This is a genomic window from Pseudomonas sp. JZ114 (assembly GCF_051027705.1).
GTDB classification, from domain to species: domain Bacteria; phylum Pseudomonadota; class Gammaproteobacteria; order Pseudomonadales; family Pseudomonadaceae; genus Chryseomonas; species Chryseomonas luteola.
The window spans coordinates 752,501-776,191 of sequence record NZ_CP069257.1; the positions used below are offsets into that span (position 1 = coordinate 752,501).

Consider the following 23,691-nt stretch of genomic DNA (forward strand, 5'->3'; position numbering starts at 1 on the left):
ATAATTTAAATCCCTAATAAACCAGAACGATTTCTAGATACTGTTTTGGCTTTAATTCTGAACATATCATTTGATCGAATGTTCTCATGCACCTAGAAGAAAATGAAACCCGATAAAGTGGGCTTTAAAAATTTTCCGTTAATCAAGCAAAAAGAAATTCTCTGGATGAAGCCAAAGCGATGTTTGCACCTAAACCTCCTTTAAATCATACGGATAAAAAGGCTCTACTGGAAAGTGCAAGAATGCTATGAGTTTCACTTTCAATCACTAATAAGTCCCCACCAGATGGCAAAGTATATCAGTCCCAACATGTCCAAAAATTTACATAGCCTTTACCTGGAACGGGTATCGTCTTTACAACAGAAAGGCTTTAATGCGAGGGCAAGCGAACGATCCGTTGTTTGGTTTGTAACACGTCATCAGCCACCCCAGAAGCAGTGATTTCCCCCGTTGCTGCTTTTTTACTGGGGTGGTCTTTTTCAGGACGCACCAATCAAACGCGCGCTATCAAGGTAGCGTGAAGTGGCTAACGTTTGGTTAAGATCAGGCGTGCAAAGCTAGCTGCCAAACAGCGGCCTTACCGCAGTAAGGCGGAAACCGTTTGCCTTTAACGATGGGCGAGGCCGTGCGAGGAGCACCTATAACTGTCCAGATGCCACTTTCTGGACACGTCTGACCTGTTGTGCACTGGGTACCGATAGGGGTGATAGTAGGCATATCTACTACTTCTGCAGTATTACTTCTCATGACAATACAAGCGTAGCTGACTATGGTCTGTTGAGGTTAACGCAGCGCTGTTGTTTTGCAACTAGCTTATATCGGCTGGCCTACCAAAGATGACTAACGGCATGACTATGTATAAATGAGGACGATCTCCATGACTCCGCTACGCTTAGTAGAGTGAAAGTCAACCAGAAAACCGTTACAGGCTATTTAAAGCAAGTCAATATCACACTGATATCACAGCATTGATCATCTAGTTATATAAATAAGGCACCTCATGCCTCAAATCAGTGCTGGCTATAGGATGGGCTTAGGATTGGAGCTGCTATAGCAGAAAATAGTACTTGAGAAAGATACGATTACTTTTAGCAAAAGGCTCTGTTGAGCACGACTGCTTACCTGTGACTGAGTAATATTGCGTTATGATCTTCGATAGACCTTTATCTGAAATTCCTAAAGCCAACGTCACCTCTTCGCTAGTCTAGTAAGCGGTTTTATTTTTACTGTATAAATTTCTTACATCAATCCTATCTCAAGAACTAAGTCATGAGATTTGGGTTCGATATGACCTCTTCGCAGATCATCCCAGCGATCGCTGTCTCTGGTTTGCTTGTGCGTTTACCAGACGTATCAAGGCTCACTTATGCTTCATGTGCGACAACTTCATAAAAGCTACCCCACCCCTCAGGGCATTCTGCCGGTACTTCGAGGTATAGATTTAGATCTGCAGCGTGGTGGCAGTCTGGCTCTTATGGGCGAGTCGGGAAGTGGTAAAAGCACACTCCTTCATCTTATCGCTGGACTCGACAAGGCAGATAGTGGCCGCATCGATATCGATGGAAAGGCATTACACTCACTTAACGAACAAGCGCTGGCTGACTGGCGTCGCTGTGAGATTGGCCTGATTTTTCAGCAGTTCAACCTCATCGGCAGTCTGACGGTAGAGGATAATCTAGCTTTTCAGGCGCGGCTTGCGGGACGGCACAATCCATTGTGGCAGGCCCAGCTTGCCGAGCAACTGGGTCTGAGCGAGTTATTGCAACGGTACCCAGAGCAGCTTTCGGGAGGACAACAACAGCGTGTGGCATTGGGTCGAGCCCTGGCATCACGTCCGGCGTTAGTACTGGCTGATGAACCGACCGGTAACCTGGACGAAGTAACTAGCGCCCAAGTACTCAAGCTGTTGCTGGATCTGGTAGACCGTAGTGGCTGTACGCTGCTGATGGTTACTCATAGCCCACAGGTAGCGGCACAGTTGCAGCAACGCGTCGTGTTGCGGGCAGGCCAAATTGCTACCCCTATGGGAAGCTAACGATGGGTGTTGTGTATTGGTCTGTGCGCAGCCTAATCAGTCACTGGCGAAAACACCCCGTGCAGTTTTTCAGTCTATTTACCGGGCTCTGGCTAGCCACGGCATTATTGACTGGCGTTCAGGCGCTTAACAGCCAGGCAAGGCAAAGCTATGCGCAGGCCAGTCAGCTCATTGGCGGTTTACCTCAAGCGACACTTTCTGCACGTAATGGCGGACTTATTTCTCAGGAAAGCTTTCTTGCGTTACGCCGACAGGGATGGCCCGTGTCACCAATGTTACAAGGCAGCGCCATTATTCAAGGTCAAACACGCCGTCTGCAAATCATGGGTATCGAACCAGTGAGCCTGCCGTTGGGCTCGTCCATAGCGGGCGAACCGACCGAAACACAGGACTTGATGGCGTTTATTAGTCCACCTGGGCAAACCTGGGTTGCGAACCAAACACTACATGAGTTGAACCTGCAGGAGGGTGAGCAGCCTTACCTGGTTAATGGGCAACGCCTCCCGCCAATAACAGGTAAGTCAGGCATGGCTCCCGGCATGTTGCTAGTCGACATCGGAGTAGCCCAGCGGCTACTTGAGGCACCGGACCAACTCTCACGTCTTGTTTTCCCAGCAGATTTTCAGAAACCCCTTCCTTCTCCGTGGAATGAACGATTGCAATGGCAGCCCCATTCAAATGAAAACGACCCGGGACAGCTCACCGAAAGTTTCCACCTCAACCTAATGGCGCTTGGGCTGTTAGCCTTTGCAGTTGGATTGTTTATTGTACATGCGGCTATCGGGCTGGCCTTGGAGCAACGAAGACCCTTATTGCGTACATTGCGCGCCAGCGGTGTAAGTGTTCAAAAACTCCTGATAGCGCTGACTGGAGAACTGATAGCGCTCGCGTTGCTAGGGGGGCTGGCAGGTATTGTTAGCGGCTACGTACTGGCCAGCCTACTCTTACCAGACGTGGCAGCCAGCTTACGAGGTTTATATGGTGCTGAGGTAGCCGGAGAGCTCTCTCTCAGTCCAATCTGGTGGCTAGGTAGCCTGGGACTTAGCCTTCTGGGTGCGCTGTTGGCGGGCGCAAACAGTTTATGGCGCGCCGCTCGGTTGCCATTGCTAGGACTCGCCAATAGCGAGGCTTGGCATCAGGCCCACCGTGCCTGGCTGAAACGCCAAGGATGGATCGCCGCTGTTGCAGCAGTGGTTGCCTTCATTGCCTGGCTGACAGGCAATAGCCTGGCGGCAGGTTTCGTCATGATGGGCAGCCTACTGCTCGCGGCAGCTCTAGGTCTGCCGGTAGCGCTCAGCGGCCTGCTGAGACTAGCACCTGCCTCCATGCGATTACCATTACTGGGCTGGTTTATTGCCGACTGCCGACAACAGTTACCTGGCCTGAGTCTGGCCCTCATGGCTTTGTTGTTAGCCCTTGCCGCTAATATTGGTGCCGGCAGTATGACTGAAGGGTTTCGGCATACCTTTAGTGTCTGGCTGGATCAGCGCCTTTCTGCCGAACTTTATATCCGCCCAGCTAGCCCGGATCAGGTGCAAGAGATGGCTAACTGGCTAACAGCGCGTCCTGAAGTTGATCGTGTTTTGGCAGGTCTTGAGCTTGAAACGCAATTGGGTGGTTGGCCTTTGACCATTGCAGGCGTAGAGGATGATGAGCTTTACCGCAACCATTGGCCTTTACTAGAGGCACGAGCAGGTAACCCTTGGGACGCACTCTTCAAGGGCGATAGCGTCATGCTTAGTGAACAACTGGCTCGGCATTTAAACGTTGAAATAGGCGACACGGTAAAACTACCGGCAGCCGAAGGGGCGTGGCTTGCCAAGATCGTGGGTATCTACGCGGATTATGGAAACCCTCGTGGCCATGTTCTGGTAGATGCTAAGGCAATGAAAGCCCATTGGCCCAACCTGCCGGTAAGCCGTTATGCGCTGCGTATGGAGCCCTCCGCCGTTGGCAACCTGAAACAGGCCATCAAGGATACGTTTGCTCTCGATGACTCCCGTCTTGTGGATCAGGTACAGCTCAAACAATGGGCAACACAGGTGTTTGAGCGCACGTTCAGTGCAACCTCGGCCCTTAATACGCTGACGCTGGGCGTAGCAGGTGTTGCGCTCTTTATTGCTTTATTAACGCAAAGCCAGAGCCGCCTTGGGCAACTCGCGCCGTTATGGGCCATGGGTGTTACGCGGCGCCAGCTGATGCTGCTTAACTTAGGTCAGACGTGGCTGCTAACACTGCTAACACTGCTCCTGGCGATTCCGCTGGGCATTCTGCTGGCATGGTGCCTGGTAGCCGTGATTAATGTTCAGGCCTTTGGGTGGCGTTTGCCACTTCAGGTTTTTCCGGATCAGCTGATGCGTCTGGCAGGACTCGCTCTACTGGCTACCTGGCTGGCCTCAGCTTGGCCTCTCTGGACCCTGTGGCGGAGCCGCCCGGTTGACTTGCTGAGGGTACTGTCCGATGAACGCTAGGATTGGCTGTCTGGTTGTAGGCCTTTTTGTCCTAGGCGGATGCGATGACTCTTCATCCAAAGGACAAGGCTTTGCCGGTCTGGGCCAGGAAAGCAAGGGCTTTGCTCAGGTCGTACCGGGCAAGGTGTTCTCTTTTCCAGCCGATCATGGCGCCCATCCTGATTTTCGTATCGAGTGGTGGTATGTCACTGCCAACCTAAAGGACGCTGCCGGCAATGACTATGGCGTGCAATGGACGCTTTTTCGTAGTGCCATGCGTCCCGCAGCCGACCAGCCCGGCTGGGGCAACGGGAATCTGTGGTTAGGTCACGCGGGACTGACTACCCGCACGCAGCAATTCCATGCCCAGACACAGGCGCGAGGGGGCGTTGGACAGGCCGGCGTGACAGCTGAACCTTTTGCTGCCTGGATTGATGATTGGTCAATGCAAGGCGAAGCATCGTCAGATCTTAAAGTGCAGGCCCGTGGCGATACGTTCTCTTATCAGCTCCAGTTGACGTCAGATCAGCCACTTGTGCTCCAAGGGGACCAAGGCTTGAGTCGCAAGTCAGCCAGAGGCCAAGCGTCTTATTACTACAGCCAACCTTTTTTCCGCGCACAGGGTGTATTGAAAATCGAGGGCAAACCCGTGGCCGTAAGCGGCACGGCCTGGCTTGATCGCGAATGGAGTAGTCAGCCGCTCTCGGAAGATCAGCACGGATGGGACTGGTTTTCGCTACACCTGCAGGATGGTCGACAACTCATGGTGTTCCGCTTGCGACAGGCAGATGGCGATAATTACCTGAGCGGTACCTGGATAAACGCCGACGGCCAGACCGAACCCCTGCAAAGAGACGAAATCGAGTTGAAAGCCTTGGATGAACATTTGATCGCGGGGCGGAAAATTCCAACGCGCTGGTCTTTGTCCCTAGTCAAACGCGGGCTTAACATTGAGGTGTCAGCCATTAATCCCAACGCCTGGATGGATGTGGGAACACCCTATTGGGAAGGGCCCGTACGCGTACAAGGCAGCGAAACCGGAATCGGCTATCTGGAAATGACAGGTTACTGAGCCTGCGCCGCGTTGATAGCAACGCAGGCTCAGCCCGATCAGCTTACTGCCAATCGGTCCAGGTCTAGCATGTCCAAGGTCTGATCAAGTTGGTAAACCGAATTGGGATAAGCAACGCCCATCTCCACGAAGTGAGGGTTCTCTTTGAGGCGCTGAATGAAATAGGTATCGGAAGTATCGTAGATCCAGGAGTTTGATCGGGATTGAAATTCCGGAAAGTCATCATAACTTCCCTTTCGCCTGTCCAGTACGCGGTGGAGGTTGTCCCGTAACAACAATAGGCTTTCATTTGGCATGTTATTGATCCAAGTGACAAAGGCCTGCTGGTCCTGGTTATTCTGCAGATCAAATCCTTTGAGTTCGGCGTAACGTGAGAGCAACGGCAGAACGTTATAACCGTCTCCGCTCTGGTCTGAAAGTGCTTTTGCCGCCGCCTCATCAAGCCCAGCATGAGTTAAAAATTGGCTGGTTTCCGGCGTTTGAAAGCGATTGGCCATTTCATGGTGTTTGATAACGTCACGAGTGCCCAATGTGATGGTCGAAAGCAGCACTACACCAAGGCCAATTGGGCCAAAAACAGTGCCTGTGCCCAAGGCTGATGTCACTCCTCCTGCTGCGGATAATGTATAGAGTGATGCTCCCACCGTATCGCCAGACTCCGCCGCCTTGCCTGCGTTGACCAGATCAAACAGCGAGCTGGCAATGCCCAAAACTTTTACCGCAGGATGAGAGCTACCGCCGGCCAATGTGTTTACCCAACCATCCTTGGGTATCTTACCCATGCCGATCAAGAGTTCGGTCGTCTTTTGGGCCGTGCCGGCAGCGTCAAGACAGACCTTAAGGATGGCTTCGGGGCTCTGGTGTTTATGTAACGCAACCCCGGAGCTTGCCAGTACGGCAGCGGCACCGGCCGCCCCGATCATCCTCAAGGTTTGGCCAGCGCGCGTCTGATTATCAAAGGTCCTGACACCATTGGTTGATTTGATATCGTCCAACTTGAGATTGAAGCGAGCGAGACGGTCGGTAATCTGCTCGGCTGTTTCGCCGGGCCTCGGCAATGCCTCTTTCAAGGCATCAATAGCCTTATTGAGATCCTTGTCTGGTATACCAAACAGAGCAGCTACTGGGCCTTTTTTGAGCCCTTCCAGTTTGTTGAGGGCATTTTGCAGGCTGGCAGCATCTCCCGCCTTTACATTCTGAAACTCTGGCATCACCTTGTGCCGTAGAACCTGCGTAGCCACTTCCTCAAGAAACTTTCGACCACGATCCGTTGTTTTGCCAAACTGCCCAATCAGCTTCCATTGATCCAGATCGTTTGTCAGTTCCGGATATTGGGCCACCGCAGAACTCATGGCTGTAATTGCGTCGGGATTATCCAGTGTCCTGCGGATTTGGTCCTCGATCGCCTTGCGGTCACCTTTAAAGTCTGCCGGAAGATTTTGCAGCGCCTGTAGCTGGTATAAGAGATCACGCCCGTCCTCAGCAACCTGATCTTTTAGCGCCTGGGTCTGCTCTTCCCACTCGGGCGGTCGCGAGTCAAGATAATCCTGGATGGCGTTATCCCGCTGCTCAGTAGTCATGACAGCGCCCCCATTCAAGGTGAGCCAATTGAGCTCTTCCATCTGTTTTCCATACGCCTGCAGATCATCCGTAACCTTTTTCTGGAACTGATCCAGGCCTGGCAGGATATCGCCCTCTAAAACATAGCGTGTGTCGACTTGGCCCACAAAGCTCAGCACCTGCAGCGGGTAAGCTGGACTTGCTCCTTCGGCAATGCTCTGCACAGTTCCGGTCCGCTCGTAAAGTCCGAGCTCGACCAAACGCTTAATGGTCTCCTCAGCACCAGGCTGACCGGCAATGCGTCCGGTTACGTTGACCAGATGATAGGCCCCTGACGAGCCTACCATGAGGGGGACTGGATTATCGCTGGGCTCGAGCAATACCTTTTCCAGTCCGGGAATCGCCGCTTCGACGACCTTTGCCGCAAGATGCGGGTCAAGGTTTTGTGTCATGTTATCCAGTCGTTCGAATACAGTTTTCATCGGTACGAGCTGGCCAGACTGGTTATCCTGCTGATTCAAGGCGTCAAGCGCGTATTGCCCTGCCCTTTGGAAGATCTCCTGGCCTGTTGATGACTGCAACAAAACCTCTTTTACATCAGGTGTAACGGTGGAGTAAGCCTTTCCTAGTGTCTCCAATGCGGCAACAGGATCCGGCGATGCGTTAACCTGCTGAACAATCTCCCTAACCTGCGCTTCCAAGTCCGGCCCCTTGTGGCTGGAAGGCGTAAGCACCAACCCCATCTGTTCGGCACCCTGCTCTATCGCTATCTGAGCCGGCCCACTGTCCATCCAGTCATGATCAAATAACCATTGCGCAGAGTCGTTACGCTCAGCGGCTGGCAAAGCGGACAAAAACGTTTGCACGTCTTGATTCAGTTGTTCGGTCTCTACTGCGTAATCAATCGCGCCGTCTGCAGTGTTAGCGTGTTCGATGGCATTACCTCGAGACTGCAGGTTTTCAAGGAACAGTGTTTTGCCATCAGGCTGTACGGCCAGCTGCTCTGGTGCTGGAGGAGGTAAAAAGACCACATCACCGGCGTGAATGTGATCAATATCAGAAATCTGCGGATTATGTTGGGCTGCCTCGTGCAGTGAGACGTAATGCTTTTTGGCGATACCCGTCATGGTGTCACCCGGCTCTACAACTACCTTTTGCTGCTGCAGGTGCGACTTAGGGAGTCTTGGTGCGTCCCCTTCAGGGCGCGGCGTTTCTTGGGATCGCTTGATAAACGCGCTAAATGAATGAAGTGCGGTGCGGAAGTTACTGCGAGAGGTTCCGGCATTATCGATCGGCATCGCCATGGCGTAATGTCCTCGGTAGGCTTCGGTCGTCAGCCTGACCAAGGATGCTTGGCTTAGATGAAAAGCACATGACACGTTAACGCCAAGCTGAAGTAACCGTGCTTACGGCTCCATTCCATAAGGAACAATAGCCTCTACACGTTAATACTCCGTCAGGATAAAAGGCTTATAGCCAGAAAATCATCATTGACCGATTGCTTAATACAGTAAAACAACAAGAATCCGTCAGCTCATGAAATTACTTTGCCATTACTTTATTTTCATGATACTCGGGCCGACGAATGGTAATACACGTTTTAACCAAAAAAAAATCATAAAAATCAGTCACTTAAATTATCAAATAAAGCTTTATCTGGCTTTGTTTCAATTCATGTCAATGTTTTGGCATATCGCTTGTATAGCTCAGTACGCAGAGCACAGAGCGCGCTCCGCTTGGCAGTAGCCTAGCCAATTCTTTTTAATTCTGAGCCTCCGCCTGATCTTGCAGTACAGGAAATGGTCGCGGTTGGTCACAGCAGTAGGGTGATACCAATGTTTTTTTCGAAACTGTTAAAGAAAAGCCTTCCCTTTGCAGCCGCCCTGGCATTTGCAAGTACCTGTGTGCAAGCCGAACAAGTTGATCTGGTGGGTTTGAACCTGTCAGGCGCCGGCTTTGCGCCTCAAGTACTTCCAGGTATCAATGGCACCAATTACATTTTCCCTACGGAGTCGTATTTCCAACAGTGGAGCGCCAAGGGCGTCAAGCTGATTCGTTTCCCCATCATCTGGGAACGGCTACAGCCCAAACTGGGTGGCGCACTGGATACTCCTTACGTCGCCCTAGTAGATCAGATGTTTGGTTATGCGCAGAAGTACAACATCAAGGTCATTCTAGATCTGCATAACTATGCCCGTTACCGTGGTCAGCTCATCGGTACTAGTGGCGTACCCTATGCGCGATATCAGGAGATCATGACCAAGATCGCGCAGCAGTGGAGTAAGCAGTCAGCCCTATATGCTTATGACATCATGAATGAGCCCAATGGGGCCCTGGCCTATTGGCCCACTGCAGCCCAGTATGGCATCAACGGCGTACGCGCTGTCGACAAGACCCGCCCCATCATCGTGGAAGGCAACGGCTGGTCGAGCGCTACGCGCTGGGCGGAGTGGAATGATCCCTTGCTGAACCTGAAGGATCCGTCCAACAACATCATTTTCTCGGCGCACTCGTATTTTGATGAGAACGCCGGTGGCAGCTATGGTGACGTAGACGTCAACAAGCTGGACGTGATGTACGGCGTGAATCGGGTCAAGCCGTTCGTAGAGTGGCTGAAGAAGCATGGTCAGCGTGGCTACATTGGTGAGTTCGGCGTACCGGATAACAACCCGCGCTGGAACATCCTGATGGACAATATGCTGGCCTACCTGAAAGAGAATTGCGTACCGGCGTCCTACTGGGCGGCAGGTCCGGGCTGGGGCAATTATTTCATGTCGGTTGAGCCGGTAAATGGGCAGGATCGCCCGCAGTGGCCGACGCTCAAGAAATACATGGATAACACCAGCTGTACGGAAATAGGCCCGAAGAAGGCAGCAACAACTTCGCCTGCACCTACACCGACCGTTGTTGCGCCGGCACCATCCACTACGACGGGTTCCGTGACCAGCACCATCAACAATTTTACCAACACCGATTGGCTCAATGGTGTGTATCGTAAGAAGGCTGGCTTCTCAGTACCGGGCACGACCGCCAACAAAGCCGCCTTTCAGGTGGGCAAGTCGGTTAAGCTAGCGGATGGTCAGGTCCGCAAGATTACCTATGTGCAGGCTGGCACTAATCTAGGTGTCTATGTGGATGGCGCAGCAGTCAATGGATCGGTCGTAGGTTATCCCAAGACGCTGACTGTTTTGTCTAAATAACAACAGTCTCTTACCTACGGGCTGTGATGGATTGTATCTGGGGCTAGGGACAGCTCCTTATCTTTACTTTTTCTCCCTCCGTAATAGGCCAGGTGCGTTCGTATCAGACGCGTATTTTGCCAGCCCATACCAGATTCCCTATGTAAGACAACAAAACGGCATTCTCTAGCAGCTACATAAGCTGATCGTAATTGCCTCGCTATGCATCATCTCTCCTGTAATCCCTTCTGAGTCAACCTATCTGCTTGATCTGGCTTTACTGGCATCCCTTAAAGGAAAAGGCCGGGTATAAGCCCAGCCTTTTCCTTTATTAAAGATGAATCAGGTCATGCCTCTCATTCCTCTGGCGCCGGACAACGACTCAAGCCGCGTTGGGTATGGATACGGTACCGCTGCGATTTCGTCAGTAGCTCTGGCTGTATGTTGATAGTGTGTTTTGAGTGCCTGTAGGGCGAGAAGAAAAGCCGTAGGTGCTTGATACTCGAACACACCTACCAACGGCCACATGGCAAGGTTGGCCAGAAAGAACGCCAGCGTAAAGTCCAAGTTGGGATTTAACTTTGTTGCAACCCTGTAGTGGATGAACAAGCCAATCGGAATAATGGCAAATGTCAGGAATCCGAAGCGGAATAAGGTACCAATTACCCCTACGTCAGACAGAAAGAAGTAGTTGCTGAAGAACCGTTTGAACCCATCATTCCACATCAGGCTCAAGCTGCCGCTAGGAACCCAATTGTATTCATGCAAATGGTTCATGATGGCGGCAATGGTGTTTTCCCGCACATTGTCCGTAGGCCCGCTCTCCACCGATTGCATATAGAAGTCAAGGTTGAGCCCCAAGCTATCGAGGATATGCGGGTTCACCAATATCGGAAAGAGCGCAATGCTACCCAGGATCATGGGCATCACCATGCGGCTTTTCAGACACATCGCGGTAAAGAGAAAGCAGATCACGATGACCTGTCTTGTCTGCATGACAAAGACAATCGTGGCCAGAAAGACAAACGCCAGGATGCCATAGAGCACTTTTGACTTTGGAGCGCCGTTCAGGGGAGATCGTCCATGCCCCATGAAATAGACGCTAAGGCAGTAGGAGAAGATGATGGCCGCTGCGCCGGGCGAGGCACGCCCGGGACGACTAAGGTCAAGCACCTGCTCACGAAGATCGGGCAGCACGCCTGCATAGGAAAGCCAGGAAAGCCCAACGGAGATGAGACCGACCAGCAGTATCAGCTGCTCGAATTGGGTAGCGGTTACACGCTTTGCAAAATAGACAATAACGAAAAAGCTGAAGCAGAACAGAACACGACGCTCTTCAATCAATCCATAGAACAGCGGCTGCCCATAAAAAAGATTTGAAAATAACGCGGGCAGAAAACAGAACACAAACGCAGAAAAAAGGCAAAAACTCAAGCCGAGGTTGTAGTCCTGCTTGTTGGCAGGAGGCGTACCTGTAAGAAGAAGCGCTGTAAAACCTAAGCATATCGCAAGATACAATTCACTAACGTACTTTACGCCAATAGGGTTTGTGTGCCCTTGCTCGAACACACCAAATTGAAAAATAAGAAGAATAAACAAACATACGTAATAGACGTTACGCTTGCTAACCGTGATCATTAATTTTATGTCCTTTACATGCGGTTTGTTTTCGAAACCACCAAGCGTGCCAATCCACACCAATCTGTTGAGGGATCATAAAGCTAGTGGCGACGCAGACGCTGTCAAGGCAGGCAATGGACTACTTAGATCAATGCTTGAAACAGACAAGCTTAGTATTGTGGGCAATTATTACCGTCATATTGGCTCAAATAACCAGACTACTGTGACGGTACGAGTGATTTCGAAAGAATACTGGCTATTTGCCTTCTATTGATAAATAACTTATAAATCATCAAAACAAATTCATAGTACGTTCAATACAAAAGCAATTGACAAAAAACCTTGGTTTTGTGAGTTTGCCAGCATAAATACTTTGAATTAGTTCTCTTCTTTAGTAATAGATCACCCCTCCCGCAGCTTATTAGGACCTTTTTAACCAAGGCTCACTAAAGGACCCGCATAGCGATCAGATGCAGGGTGGAGGCGGAGCATAAGAAAGGCTTTGACTGGGCAGGAAAACCTTTAGACGAGTGGGAAGAGTCTTTAAGAATCTCTTGAAGTAGCCTGACTCTAACTAGATAACACCCAACGATGTAGCCGATTCTATGAATGCCTTGATCATGCTTGTTGACTCGGCCCGTGACCGTTATCAAGTCGATACCTTACTAAAACCTGACGGGACACTGGTTATTACCGCACTACCTGTTGAAGGAGGTCATCCACTTGAGTGGATCTTAACGCCTGATCAGGCGCGTAACCGTCTGCTTTTGGAAACGGTCCTGATGGATATCCAGCGTCGGCTTAACCAGCCGGCATCCAATAGCCATGAATTTACCCATGATGATCCATTACATCATGGCTCGCTCGGGTAGTCATTATTTACCCCTCTTTATCACAGTGCTTTTACAGTGCTTCTCATGTTCCTTGCCACACTTGCAGCACAAAGCACTTCTAGTCTGACGTCCGTACCGGATGGGCTAAACGCGTGTTGCACCCTCTCCATCTTGGTGGGTTGCCACGTGGAAGGTTCTCTGGTTTTGCCTTTTGTCACCATTACAGGACGTCCAACTCGCATGATGCGCAAATCTCCTTTTCCGCCTATGTCTTGCGCCTTTCTTTCTGCCGGCGGGAGGTGGGATGCATGCCCGCTCATATGATTGAACCGGCACAACCCGAGGGTTCCGAAAACCTGTCCATCTGCGTTGCACATATTGACCACCGTCACTACTAAACCTCTGGGCATGGGGTTGGGCTCTCCATAATTTACGGCTTCGTGCGCTAACCGGTGGGCAGATGCATATCGCTCCGGAAACGGGGCAAGGAATACGGATATGTCTATAACTCGCGCAGAAGAAAAGGCCGTAAATACCGCAAGTGAGCCCACTCAAGAACAGTTGCTCCGTACCGTTACCGTTACTGGCGGGGCAGTACGGGTTGTGGATTACGAGCCGACTATCCGTATGCTGGTCGTGGAGATTCTTGAAGAACTCGGCTACCACGCCCTGATAGCTGAAGATGGCGCTTCTGGCTTGGCAATCCTGCAATCCGATACCGCTATCGGCCTGTTAGTTTCCGATGTTGGGCTAACGGAAGACAAATGGCTGACGCCGCGTATTAGCCGCCCTGACCTCAAGGTGCTATTTATCACAGGTTATGCTGAGAGCGCTGTGGTAGGCGATGGAAACCTGGAAATCGACACGCCTATTATGACCAGCCCCTTCACGGTCGATATATTGACCGAGCGAATCTAACAGTTGATTGAAGGTAGTTAACTGGCGGTTTTTCAGCTCCTTCTTGGACGGGTCATCTCTATAGTTGGACAGGCTGTGCTCTACCAGCTTGAGCACACTGCAGACTCTGCATTCATAGCTGCGCCTGGTAGTTAGCTTTTTAGGAATGTCGCAGTAGAAAACAGGTAGCTGGTAGAGGTTCGCTTTCAAGAACGCTTGAGCCATGGATGCAGTGAGCTTTATCCGTCACTGAATAAATTCAAGCCTCAAGACTGACCGCCGATACATGTCATCAGACAACAAAAATTCGGCGTGCTTTCGCCTCTACTTTTGCGGATGACAAATATGCTACTACGCAGTTGGAACATAGCCCCCCGGGCTGCGCTTGGGTTTGGCCTGATCGCGCTGATGGTTGCTTTTCTGGGTATTTTCTCGCTAGGCAAGATGTCCAGCATCCGTGACCGTAGTGTGGCTATAGAAGCAGAATGGGTACCCAGCATCCGCATCGTAGATAGCATCCGGGAAAACATGCTGCGTATTCGCACCATTTCCTTGCGCATGGCGCTTGATCCCGACCCTAAAAGCATCGACACCTATGCCAGCCAGTATGAGGCCCGTAATAAGGTTTTGATGGATAACATCAAAGCGTTTGAGGCCTTTGTCGATACGCCCGAAGAGCAACGCCTGTACGGACAATTCAAACAGGATTTTGCAGTCTACCAGCAGGGTATGACCAACTCGTTTGTCCTGGCCCGCCAAGGCGATACTGTCGCCCTGAATAAACTCACTCTGGTTGACATGAAGCCTGTCATCGATGGCACTGGCAAGACATTGGGCGAGCTGGGAGACTACTATGCACAAGGGATCGAGCGCGAAGGAAAGAGTTCGGCGGATCAATACGCCAGCTCTCGCGCCATTGTTATCCTCGTGATTGCCCTGGCGGCCCTGGCTACCGTGCTTATGGCCTGGCTTCTGACGCAAAGTATCGTCAGGCCCCTGCAGAGTGCTGTGCGCGCCGCACAACAGGTTGCCAAAGGAGACCTGACCACTCACATTGAAGTCAGCGGTAGCGATGAGGTCAATCAGCTTCAGGTAGCACTGCGCCAGATGCAGGACAATCTGCGTAACACCCTGGCTCAGATTTCAGGGTCATCAACCCAACTGGCGGCAGCTGCTGATGAACTCAACGCAGTGACCGAAGAAGCCAGCCGCGGCTTGCAACAGCAAAACGATGAGATTGAGCAGGCCGCTACCGCTGTAAACGAGATGAGCGCAGCGGTTGATGAGGTAGCACGTAACGCAGTATCGACATCTGAGGCCTCCAAGACCTCGACCCAGTCAGCACAGGCCGGTCATGTTCGTGTCAATGAAACCATTACAGCCATCACAGACCTGTCGGAAGAGGTTCAGTCTACCTCCGTACTGGTAAGACAACTTGCCGATCGATCGCAGGAAATTGGCAAGGTGCTGGATGTTATTCGTGCCATTGCAGAACAAACCAATCTACTGGCGCTGAATGCTGCGATCGAAGCTGCCCGTGCAGGCGAATCCGGCCGAGGTTTTGCTGTAGTGGCTGACGAGGTAAGAGCGCTCGCTCATCGTACGCAACAGTCGACGCTTGAAATCGAGCAAATGGTCTCTGGCATGCGCAACGGCGCAAGTCAGGCTTTGAACTCCATGCAGATCAGCAGCACTCGCGCTCATTCCACACGGGAGCTGGCAGAAAGTGCAGGCCAGGCGCTAAGCGAGATTACGTCGTCGATCAGCGAAATGTATGAGCGTAACCTGGTAATTGCCAGCGCAGCCGAAGAGCAGGCTCAGGTGGCCAGGGAAGTTGACCGTAACCTTGTCAATATCCGTGATCTATCCGTGCAGTCTGCCACAGGCGCGCATCAAACCAGCGCGTCCAGCCATGAGCTGTCACGTCTAGCGGCTGAGCTTAACTCTCTGGTCAATCGCTTCAAGGTCTGATCGTTTATTCAATGATCACTTTACGACAGAAAAGATGTGAAAGCCCTCTTTAGCAGAGGGCTTTTTTGTTGAAAGCTGGCCAGATCTTCAGATGGATTGCTCTTTACGAGTGAAACAGTGGCCTATGCTTAGGTTAAGCATGAGGCGCACCCGATGAATCTGATAGCTGATAAACTTGCCCGTCTCGATCCGCCGCTTAAGTTTCTTTTTGAACCTCGCGGCTCAGACATGCTCTTGACCTTGATCGACCCAGCCGTTCCTGCACGCGTGCAGCGCCGCCTCGATCCCAAGCTCATGATGAATAAGGATGCGCTAAACCTGACATTGGTCTATGCCGTCAATGAATTACGGGCTAAAGGCTCCCATGTGCCTTTGGAAAAGGATTACATTTTTATCTGATACCTCTTCGACCCACCAAATGGAACCTGGTGCTTCTATCGCCTATCCTCTCAGAGCAGTACGCACCATGGCAGAGAGATCCTCGGGACGATAGGGTTTGGTAAGCAAATGGATATTAGGAGCCAACGTGTTGTTCTGCGAAAGGATGTCCCGAGTATGGCCTGAGGTAAACAATACCGGTATTGCAGGTTCCTGCATCTGAGCCCATGCCGCCAGATCCGTACTTTTGAGCCGACCGGGCATCACGACATCCGTGAAAATCAAATCAACCCTCGTTCCGGCTTCCAGCAGCTGCATGGCCACGTCCGCATCAGGCGCTTGCGCCACGTCATAACCGGCCTGCTGCAGTAACTCTACAACAGAGAATCGAACACCTTCATTATCCTCTACTACCAGGATGGTTTCCCGCCCCTCAAGCGTATAGTCATGTTTGCCCTGGTCATCTTCTTCGGCCTGTTTGTAACTGCGTGCGAAATACATCCGTACCGTCGTACCGCATCCAGGGGCGCTCTGAATATCAATATGGCCCCCACTCTGCTTGACGAAGCCAAACACCATGCTAAGACCAAGTCCCGTACCCTGCCCTTCAGCCTTGGTCGTGAAGAATGGCTCGAAGACGTGCTCCAGCACTTCTGGCTTCATACCTTCGCCCGAATCGGCAACGGACAGGCAGAGGTAGTCCCCAGGACTGATGTCCTTGCCTGCACAGTAATCTTCATCCAGGACGACATTGTCGCCATGAACGCTGATCAGCCCTTCCCCATCCATCGCATCACGGGCATTGATGGCCAGATTGAGAATAGCGTTTTCCAACTGGTTACGATCAACGTGTATGCACCAGGCATTGTCAGGCAGGGACATATCGATTTCGATGGTCTCGCCCAGTGCACGCTGAAGGAGCTCCTCCAGCCCTTCGAAAATATGGGCTGGGTTGTAAACGCCGGGTGATAAGGCTTGGCGACGGGCAAAGGCCAATAGTTGGGAAGACAGCTTGGCTCCTCGCTCCACCGCATTGATGGCAGCTTCTACGCGGCTCTGTACACGAGGGTTGTCCTTTTCCTGACGAGCCAGCAGATGCAGGTTGCTCGAAATGACCTGCAGAACATTATTGAAGTCATGTGCAACGCCTCCGGTCAGTCCGCCAATCGCCTCCAGCTTTTGTGATTGCCGGAGCTGCTCTTCTGCCAACGAGCGGGCCTGCACTTCAGCAGCGACCCGCTGCTCCAGATTGCGCGTCAGTTGATAAAGCGCTTCTTCCGCCATCTTGCGTTCATGAATATCAATCAGAACACCGGGAAAGCGAAACGGCTCTCCATGCTCGTCAAACTCGCATAGACCACTCGCTAAAACCCAGCGGAAAAGGCCGTTCGAACGGCGGATACGGCATTCGGCATTAAACGCGCCGCCCTGATCAAAGGTCTGCCTGATATGCATCCGGATCTTTTCCAGGTCATCCGGATGAATGAAGCCGCTGGCAATCTGAATGGGGATACCTGCCGCCGCTTCGTCCACGGGGTACGAAAAGGTTCGTGCGAAGCGCTCATCCCCGGTCAGGAACCGGGCTTTGATATCCCAGACGAACAGCCCCAGGAGCGCGCCAGAGTTCAATGCCAGTTGTAGTCGTTCATTCGTTGCCCGGAAGGAACGCTCAGCCTCCTGACGTCGCCGCTCCGACAGTACGTGTTGAGTGGTTTCGATAACGATGGCCATGACGCCGGCCGGCACGCCGTCATCCTCGGGCACCGGGCTGTAGTAAAGGTCCATCGAGACGTCTTCCGGACGCCCATTACGAAACAACACGAGTTCTTTGTTTCGATAAGAGAGCGTACCGCCAGCCAGACAGGTATCAACTACATTCCGATTGAATTCGGCAACTTCCGGCCAACCAATCTCGACTGGCGAGCCGAGAAGAAAAGGATGACGCCCTCCCGCAAACACGGCATAGGCATCGTTATAAATCATATAACCAGGCCGTCCCCACAACATGACGAGGGGTACGGGAGAGGCCAGTAGAAACTGGACGGCAGCGCTCAGACTTTTGGACCACTGTTCAATAGGGCCGAGATCCGTACAGGACCAGTCGAAAGACCGGATACGCTCGGCCATTTCACCGCTCCAGCCCAGGCAACCATGATCGTCCCTTAAAAATTGCATGGATTGTCTCTTAGGAAAAAGGCCTGTTCAGTATGTTGGTGCCCAGATACGACCACAGCAACAAACAACAATTCTAAACAAACGAAGCGGCGGCAAGGTCAGTCTATTCGGCAACGATAGCAGCCTTTTGAAGTGGCCGTCCGTCCACGGTGAAAAACCGCCAAGTAAAACACACCGGTAAGCGCTACCCTCTATACGTCCTGAGCGCGGCCAGACACATGGCCATGCGCTACACGGGTAATCAATAACAAAAGCTATAAGGAGATTACATGTCCGTTCATATTGAAGAGCGATTTTCTGCTCGTCTGGCGTTACGTTGTGCGCATTGGGCTGAGCGCTGGTTCCCTGACTCCTGGGTCTTTGCCGCTGTCGCCGTGGTTGTGGTGGCGCTTGCCGCCACCCTGCTCGGTACACCGGCTTCAAGTACAGCCAAGGCATTTGGCGACGGTTTCTGGAGCCTGATTCCCTTCACCATGCAAATGGCGTTTGTAGTGATCGGCGGCTACGTCGTGGCCAGCTCAGCGCCTGCGGCCCGTCTGATCGACTGGCTGGCTCGTATCCCACGCAATGGTCGGTCGGCTGTCTGCTGGGTAGCGCTTATTTCGATGCTGGCTTCTCTGCTCAACTGGGGGCTCAGCCTGGTTTTTGGAGGGCTCCTGGTAAGGGCCCTTGCCCGACGTGTCGATTTGAAAATGGATTACCGGGCAGCAGGTGCAGCGGCCTATCTCGGACTGGGCGCCGTATGGGCGCTGGGCTTATCGTCCTCTGCGGCCCAGTTGCAGGCAAATCCGGGAAGCCTGCCTCCGTCTGTTCTAGCCATTACCGGTGTCATTCCCTTCACGGAAACTATCTTCCTCTGGCAATCAGGCGTCATGCTGCTTGCTCTAATCCTGCTGTCGCTGATCATTGCATATGCTACTGCGCCTGGAGAATTGACTGCTCGTACTGCGCGTGAGTGTGGAGTCGACCCCGTACTGGAAACACCGGCTCGGCTAGTGCGAACACGCCCAGGCGAATGGCTGGAGCATAGCCCGCTTCTGACCATTATCATTGTGCTGCTAGCGCTGGGGTGGCTTTGGCAGGAGTTTGCTTCCAAGCCTGCCATTGAGGCCATTTCAGGGCTTAACACCTACAATCTGTTATTTCTGACACTTGGTGCGCTTCTGCATTGGCGTCCTCGTCATTTTCTCGATGCAGTGGCGCGTGCTGTGCCGACCACTACTGGTGTCCTGATCCAGTTTCCCCTCTATGGCTCCATTGCTGCGATCATGACAAAGGCGACAGGAAGTGATGGTCAGACGCTTGCCCACCATATTTCCGCCTTCTTCGTTCAACTGGCCTCACACGATACATTTGCCGTCCTGATGGGCGTCTATTCAGCTATCCTGGGTTTCTTTATTCCTTCAGGCGGGGGTAAATGGATCATCGAGGCGCCTTACGTCATGCAGGTTGCCAATGACTTGCACTACCACCTGGGCTGGGCAGTCCAGATCTACAACGCAGCTGAAGCGCTACCCAATTTGATAAACCCCTTTTATATGCTGCCTTTACTAGGCGTTCTGGGGCTCAAGGCGCGCGACCTTATCGGTTTTACCTTCATGCAGATGCTGGCGCATATTCCGTTGGTGCTGATTCTTTTATGGGCATTGGGAGCCACCCTGACGTATCTGCCACCAGTCATGCCTTGATGAATCCACCACAGATGATGAACGGTCGTTTGAACAGACGAGACAGCTGTACAGATTAAGTCCACCAATGTCATATTGATATCAAGTTTGCTAGCCACTTCTCATTTTGTGGCTAGCCCCCCTTACGCTCAAGAGCGCTATCTTCAAGTAGGCCCAGCTCTGGCTCCAGCATGTCTTTTAGAGGTAAATAAGGTTGTTGTACTGCCTCGGCCTATTCTTCACGGCAGTGGGTGTAACGTGTCTGCTTTACAAGCCCAATGACACGATGCTCCAGTTCGAAGGATACGGTCTCATCATCGTTTCTGTGTTTATTCTTCGAGAAGCCTTCCTGAGCAAAAAGCCTCCCAGGAATTGAGCTTGTCATAACGCCTCTGCCCGTCTGGCGCCTGCATGACACATTCGTAAACGCTTGCCCCAAAGTCCATGCGACTTTTGAGCCTTTGAGCTTTGCTGCCGCCATTGATATCATCACGACATCAATCATAGGGGCTCAGGCGCGGTCGTTGCGCAGCATGAACCTACCCATAACCGATACGGAATGAGTCTGGTCACGCGTGAGGTTACTGTTACTCACCATGCCGGAATAGGAATGGCTTTCCTTCGCCTTTCAGAAAGCAAAAAGCAGGATGCTGGATATGGACTTCTTTACTAACCTCACCACCCTTTGTACAACCCAGGTTTTAACGCCGGGCCGCCCTATTGCCTGCCTGGCCATAATAGGCCTTGTGGCTACAGGGGTTGCGATTCACACCGAGCTTAGACGGCATAAGGATGAATAATCTGATCGCTTCCGTCCTGAACGCTTCATCCAGCTACCTACGTCCCAACGACGACCACTAGCATGAGTGAATGGGATCCTGTGGACCTGCTGCTGATGGCCATTAGCGGACTATGCCTTCTGTCAGCGTTTGGCTTGATGGTGCTCTGGCACTGATGATCTGGCACGCCGGTTGCTGCAGGCAACAGTGTAATGACCGTTGCGTCAAATAATCTGTCAGCCTGGAAACCACGATGAATGCTCTTCAAGTACTCGACGCCTCCATCCATACATTGGATACCCGTGAGGACGTCACCAATCTAGCCAAATGCTTTGATTTGCAAGGGTTGCAGTATCTTGAAATCCAGGCTGTCCAAAACTTTCAGTCAGCCATGGCACATTGGCCATTGTTGATGGAAACCCTTCAGCCGTCGCTGGTCGGTTACGAGACGATCATCAATCCGCTTCCAGCCTATCTCTGATGAGGCTGAAGCGGATCCGCATGGCATAGAAAAGAGCAGTACAGCGGATACATCAGCAGAAATAGCTCTCTTCTGGCTATTTATTTTTATCCGGAAGGCGTTAGCAAGTGAGTGGCCTGAAGCCCTCAGACCACTCACAAGGAGAGGTCAGAGCAGTTTGTACCCGATCACCATCAGCATAACGGCAAGGCACGGACGCAATATTCCATCGGGAATTCGACCGGAAAGGTGACTGCCCATAAAGATGCCTGGTAGTGAGCCCATCAGCAGATAGCCTAGAATAGGCCAATCCATGTTGCCCATGCTGGCATGGCCCAGTCCTGCAATCAGCGTCAAAGGTACGGCATGTGCGATTTCTGTACCTACCAGGCGTCGAGTAGCCAGGAAGGGATATAGCATGAACAGCGCCACGGTCCCTAAAGCGCCTGCGCCAATGGACGTCAGCGTCACCATGGCGCCAAGCACAACACCTGTGATGAATGTCAGCGTATTGAGCTTTTTCGGGCTCAAGTGAAAGCTGTCATTGGCATGCCGGCCTACAAAGGCAAACAACTGTTTCTTGAAAAGAATGGCAAAGGCTGTCATGAACAGAACAATACCCAAACCATGCTTGATGATCGCATTTAGCGCCTGCGGATCGGAGTGCAAGCGGCTCAACAACCACAGTGTTAATGCAGCGGCCGGCAGACTTCCCAGCGCCAGCCAGCCTGTCACAGACCAGTCGATATTCTTGTTGCGCTGATGCACCCAGACACCGCCTGCCTTTGTCACCGCGGCATACAGCAGATCAGTTCCTACGGCAGCGGCCGGATTGATGCCAAACCACAATAGGATAGGAGTCATCAGGGAACCACCGCCTACGCCTGTCATCCCAACAATAAAGCCGACCACCAAGCCTGCGACAACAAAACCTCCAGCGCCGAAATCCATCATCACTTCCTAAAGACACATGTTCTGCAAAAACCGGCACGCAGCATAACGACTTATAAAGAGCTCGCTTATATAAATATGATCTTGCTTATAACCATTTAATTTAAAAAAGGCACAGCCATTCTCCATTAATCCCATGGAACGTCCATTTTCCTACGCAGTCATACACGTTAGTATATGGATCATATACATTTCATATAGGGTGAGTGGATGGGTATTGTCAAAGTCTCGGAAGGTATGCATGAAAACCTGCGTATCGCCAGTAATGCACTTTGCCGCTCCATCAATGCTCAGGCGGAGCACTGGCTACGAGTAGGCATGCTGGCGGAACTCTATCCTGAGCTGAACCATCGGGATATCTGCAAGCTGCTGATCAGTCTGGAGCAACAAGGCGGTTTTGACCTGAACTGCCTGAGCGCGATGGAAGATGCCCCACACGTCCAAGCAACAATCAAACAGGCGGGAGCCGGACGATGAGAAAAGCGGTTTCGATAAAGACACCTGAAGAAATTGCCATGGCGCGCAAGGCAGGCAAGCTGGCAGCCGATGTGCTAGCGATGATTGCCGAGCACGTGAAACCTGGCGTAACGACCGAAGAACTAGACCGCTTGTGTCATGACTACATCGTCAATGTACAAAAAGCCGTTCCGGCCAATATTGGTTATCACGGATTTCCGAAAACGGTCTGCACCTCAGTCAATCAGGTGATCTGCCACGGTATTCCTTCTTCTGAGACGCTGAAGGATGGCGATATCGTCAATATCGATGTAGCGGTCATCAAGGATGGCTGGTACGGCGATACCAGTCGCATGTACTTTGTAGGGGAACCCTCTGCTCAGGCACGCCGCCTAGTGGAAACGACTTACGAAGCCATGTGTGCGGGCATTCAAGAGGTCAAGCCCGGCGCAACGTTGGGAGACATCGGTCATGCGATCCAAACCGTCGCGCACCGTGACGGCTTTAGTGTCGTTCGTGAATACTGCGGGCACGGGATCGGTAAGGTTTATCACGACGAGCCTCAGGTGCTGCACTTTGGCAACCGTGGCGAAGGGATGAAGCTGCGCACAGGAATGATGTTTACCATCGAGCCTATGCTCAATGCCGGCAAGCACCAGACCAAGACACTCGGTGATGGCTGGACGGTCATTACCAAGGATCGCTCGCTCTCGGCACAATGGGAGCATATGGTCGTCGTGACAGAGAGCGGGTTTGAAGTGCTAACGCCATGGCCAGATAGCCCCAGCGGTTATACCCCCATCGTTTAATCGACGATGACACGGTCGGCAGGGCTGCGATGGGCGCCCTGCCAGGATGATTATTGTGCCTGGGTACGGGTTGCTTCGTCTGGATGTGTCGAGCCTACCGCTGACTCATTAGACAACGCCGCATCTGCCTTCTGCTGATCTTCAACCGCTTCCTGCTTTTGCTCCTGCGCAGCGTTGGTATGTGTCTGTCGCTCGGTAGGATTCTCAGCTGCTGCCGCTTTTTCCTGATGTTCCTGGGCATTTTGCGTATGCTGGGCAGCGTCCTGCGCCTTCTGCTCGGAAGGTTTGTCACAGCCCGCCAAGGGAAGTAGAAGGGCAGTCATTACGGCAACGGATAGATACTTCAACATGGATAACTCAACTTATCAGCTAAAACGTCATCCGCTTGGAATACCGATT

The 23,691-nt window shown here is 52.0% G+C and carries 16 protein-coding genes and 1 pseudogene; 12 read left to right on the plus strand and 5 right to left on the minus strand.

What is annotated here, in order from left to right; genetic code table 11:
* The first annotated feature begins 1,366 nt into the window (after positions 1-1,366).
* From JQR90_RS22935 to JQR90_RS22945, 3 genes are read left to right on the plus strand one after another with little or no spacing between them, the layout of a single operon-like run.
* The gene (locus JQR90_RS22935) at positions 1,367-2,035 is read left to right on the plus strand and encodes an ABC transporter ATP-binding protein (RefSeq protein ID WP_010798697.1); all 669 of its coding nucleotides are present in this window, start codon (positions 1,367-1,369) and stop codon (positions 2,033-2,035) included.
* A 2-nt stretch (positions 2,036-2,037) separates the two neighbouring features.
* Positions 2,038-4,506: an ABC transporter permease gene (locus JQR90_RS22940; RefSeq protein WP_434140830.1), complete on the plus strand. Its 2,469-nt coding sequence runs from the start codon at positions 2,038-2,040 to the stop codon at positions 4,504-4,506.
* Positions 4,496-5,557 carry a lipocalin-like domain-containing protein gene (locus tag JQR90_RS22945; RefSeq protein WP_434140831.1) on the plus strand — a complete coding sequence of 354 codons (1,062 nt, stop codon included), beginning with the start codon at positions 4,496-4,498 and terminating at the stop codon, positions 5,555-5,557. Before JQR90_RS22940 ends, JQR90_RS22945 begins: the two co-directional genes overlap by 11 nt.
* Positions 5,558-5,595: 38 nt before the next feature.
* On the opposite strand, the gene JQR90_RS22950 is transcribed toward JQR90_RS22945, so the two are convergent.
* Positions 5,596-8,421, minus strand: coding sequence for a LysM peptidoglycan-binding domain-containing protein (locus JQR90_RS22950; protein ID WP_434140832.1), 2,826 nt, complete (start codon positions 8,419-8,421; stop codon positions 5,596-5,598).
* Between the two features lie 531 nt (positions 8,422-8,952).
* Here JQR90_RS22950 and JQR90_RS22955 point away from each other — a divergent pair.
* Positions 8,953-10,122 (plus strand): annotated as a pseudogene (locus tag JQR90_RS22955) (glycoside hydrolase family 5 protein); the annotation flags it as partial.
* A 516-nt stretch (positions 10,123-10,638) separates the two neighbouring features.
* Here the strand turns inward: JQR90_RS22955 and JQR90_RS22960 are convergent.
* Complete coding sequence (locus JQR90_RS22960; protein WP_288658064.1) at positions 10,639-11,730, minus strand: hypothetical protein; 1,092 nt, start codon at positions 11,728-11,730, stop codon at positions 10,639-10,641.
* A gap of 791 nt (positions 11,731-12,521) precedes the next feature.
* Between JQR90_RS22960 and JQR90_RS22965 the strand changes: the two genes are divergently transcribed.
* From JQR90_RS22965 to JQR90_RS22980, 4 genes are all read left to right on the plus strand, one after another.
* On the plus strand, positions 12,522-12,788 hold the full coding sequence (locus JQR90_RS22965; RefSeq protein ID WP_150346331.1) for a hypothetical protein: 267 nt from the start codon (positions 12,522-12,524) through the stop codon (positions 12,786-12,788).
* A gap of 459 nt (positions 12,789-13,247) precedes the next feature.
* On the plus strand, positions 13,248-13,667 hold the full coding sequence (locus JQR90_RS22970; protein ID WP_125889088.1) for a response regulator: 420 nt from the start codon (positions 13,248-13,250) through the stop codon (positions 13,665-13,667).
* A 324-nt stretch (positions 13,668-13,991) separates the two neighbouring features.
* A complete protein-coding gene (locus tag JQR90_RS22975) occupies positions 13,992-15,617 on the plus strand; it encodes a methyl-accepting chemotaxis protein (RefSeq protein ID WP_434140833.1) in 1,626 nt (541 codons plus the stop codon).
* A 153-nt stretch (positions 15,618-15,770) separates the two neighbouring features.
* Entirely contained in the window at positions 15,771-16,016 is a 246-nt protein-coding gene (locus JQR90_RS22980; RefSeq protein WP_125889089.1) for a hypothetical protein, read from the plus strand.
* 42 nt (positions 16,017-16,058) lie between these two features.
* On the opposite strand, the gene JQR90_RS22985 is transcribed toward JQR90_RS22980, so the two are convergent.
* Positions 16,059-18,170, minus strand: coding sequence for an ATP-binding protein (locus JQR90_RS22985; RefSeq protein ID WP_434140834.1), 2,112 nt, complete (start codon positions 18,168-18,170; stop codon positions 16,059-16,061).
* Between the two features lie 269 nt (positions 18,171-18,439).
* Between JQR90_RS22985 and JQR90_RS22990 the strand changes: the two genes are divergently transcribed.
* Together JQR90_RS22990 and bcsR are read left to right on the plus strand one after the other, a co-directional pair.
* Entirely contained in the window at positions 18,440-19,858 is a 1,419-nt protein-coding gene (locus tag JQR90_RS22990; RefSeq protein ID WP_407363558.1) for a short-chain fatty acid transporter, read from the plus strand.
* Between the two features lie 1,011 nt (positions 19,859-20,869).
* Positions 20,870-21,097, plus strand: a complete 228-nt coding sequence (gene bcsR / locus JQR90_RS22995) for a BcsR/BcsP family cellulose biosynthesis protein (RefSeq protein WP_074828942.1) — start codon at positions 20,870-20,872, stop codon at positions 21,095-21,097.
* 147 nt (positions 21,098-21,244) lie between these two features.
* On the opposite strand, the gene JQR90_RS23000 is transcribed toward bcsR, so the two are convergent.
* On the minus strand, positions 21,245-22,027 hold the full coding sequence (locus JQR90_RS23000) for a sulfite exporter TauE/SafE family protein (protein WP_010798713.1): 783 nt from the start codon (positions 22,025-22,027) through the stop codon (positions 21,245-21,247).
* Between the two features lie 210 nt (positions 22,028-22,237).
* On the opposite strand from JQR90_RS23000, the gene JQR90_RS23005 reads away from it, so the two are divergent.
* Positions 22,238-22,504 (plus strand): ParD-like family protein, encoded by a 267-nt coding sequence (locus JQR90_RS23005; RefSeq protein ID WP_010798714.1) that lies wholly within the window; start codon positions 22,238-22,240, stop codon positions 22,502-22,504.
* Complete coding sequence (gene map, locus JQR90_RS23010) at positions 22,501-23,292, plus strand: type I methionyl aminopeptidase (RefSeq protein ID WP_010798715.1); 792 nt, start codon at positions 22,501-22,503, stop codon at positions 23,290-23,292. The genes JQR90_RS23005 and map overlap by 4 nt, the downstream gene beginning before the upstream one ends.
* A 50-nt stretch (positions 23,293-23,342) precedes the next feature.
* On the opposite strand, the gene JQR90_RS23015 is transcribed toward map, so the two are convergent.
* Positions 23,343-23,642, minus strand: coding sequence for a hypothetical protein (locus JQR90_RS23015; RefSeq protein ID WP_150346324.1), 300 nt, complete (start codon positions 23,640-23,642; stop codon positions 23,343-23,345).
* Positions 23,643-23,691: the final 49 nt, after the last annotated feature.

Excerpts from the sequence above, each read along its gene's own strand:
- JQR90_RS22935 (WP_010798697.1), top strand. The coding sequence starts at position 1,367 with ATGCTTCATGTGCGACAACTTCATAAAAGCTACCCCACCCCTCAGGGC.
- JQR90_RS22940 (WP_434140830.1), top strand. The coding sequence starts at position 2,038 with ATGGGTGTTGTGTATTGGTCTGTGCGCAGCCTAATCAGTCACTGGCGA.
- JQR90_RS22945 (WP_434140831.1), top strand. The coding sequence starts at position 4,496 with ATGAACGCTAGGATTGGCTGTCTGGTTGTAGGCCTTTTTGTCCTAGGC.
- JQR90_RS22950 (WP_434140832.1), bottom strand. The coding sequence starts at position 8,421 with ATGGCGATGCCGATCGATAATGCCGGAACCTCTCGCAGTAACTTCCGC.
- JQR90_RS22965 (WP_150346331.1), top strand. The coding sequence starts at position 12,522 with ATGAATGCCTTGATCATGCTTGTTGACTCGGCCCGTGACCGTTATCAA.
- JQR90_RS22970 (WP_125889088.1), top strand. The coding sequence starts at position 13,248 with ATGTCTATAACTCGCGCAGAAGAAAAGGCCGTAAATACCGCAAGTGAG.
- JQR90_RS22975 (WP_434140833.1), top strand. The coding sequence starts at position 13,992 with ATGCTACTACGCAGTTGGAACATAGCCCCCCGGGCTGCGCTTGGGTTT.
- JQR90_RS22980 (WP_125889089.1), top strand. The coding sequence starts at position 15,771 with ATGAATCTGATAGCTGATAAACTTGCCCGTCTCGATCCGCCGCTTAAG.
- JQR90_RS22985 (WP_434140834.1), bottom strand. The coding sequence starts at position 18,170 with ATGCAATTTTTAAGGGACGATCATGGTTGCCTGGGCTGGAGCGGTGAA.
- JQR90_RS22990 (WP_407363558.1), top strand. The coding sequence starts at position 18,440 with ATGTCCGTTCATATTGAAGAGCGATTTTCTGCTCGTCTGGCGTTACGT.
- bcsR (WP_074828942.1), top strand. The coding sequence starts at position 20,870 with ATGAATGCTCTTCAAGTACTCGACGCCTCCATCCATACATTGGATACC.
- JQR90_RS23000 (WP_010798713.1), bottom strand. The coding sequence starts at position 22,027 with ATGGATTTCGGCGCTGGAGGTTTTGTTGTCGCAGGCTTGGTGGTCGGC.
- JQR90_RS23005 (WP_010798714.1), top strand. The coding sequence starts at position 22,238 with ATGGGTATTGTCAAAGTCTCGGAAGGTATGCATGAAAACCTGCGTATC.
- map (WP_010798715.1), top strand. The coding sequence starts at position 22,501 with ATGAGAAAAGCGGTTTCGATAAAGACACCTGAAGAAATTGCCATGGCG.
- JQR90_RS23015 (WP_150346324.1), bottom strand. The coding sequence starts at position 23,642 with ATGTTGAAGTATCTATCCGTTGCCGTAATGACTGCCCTTCTACTTCCC.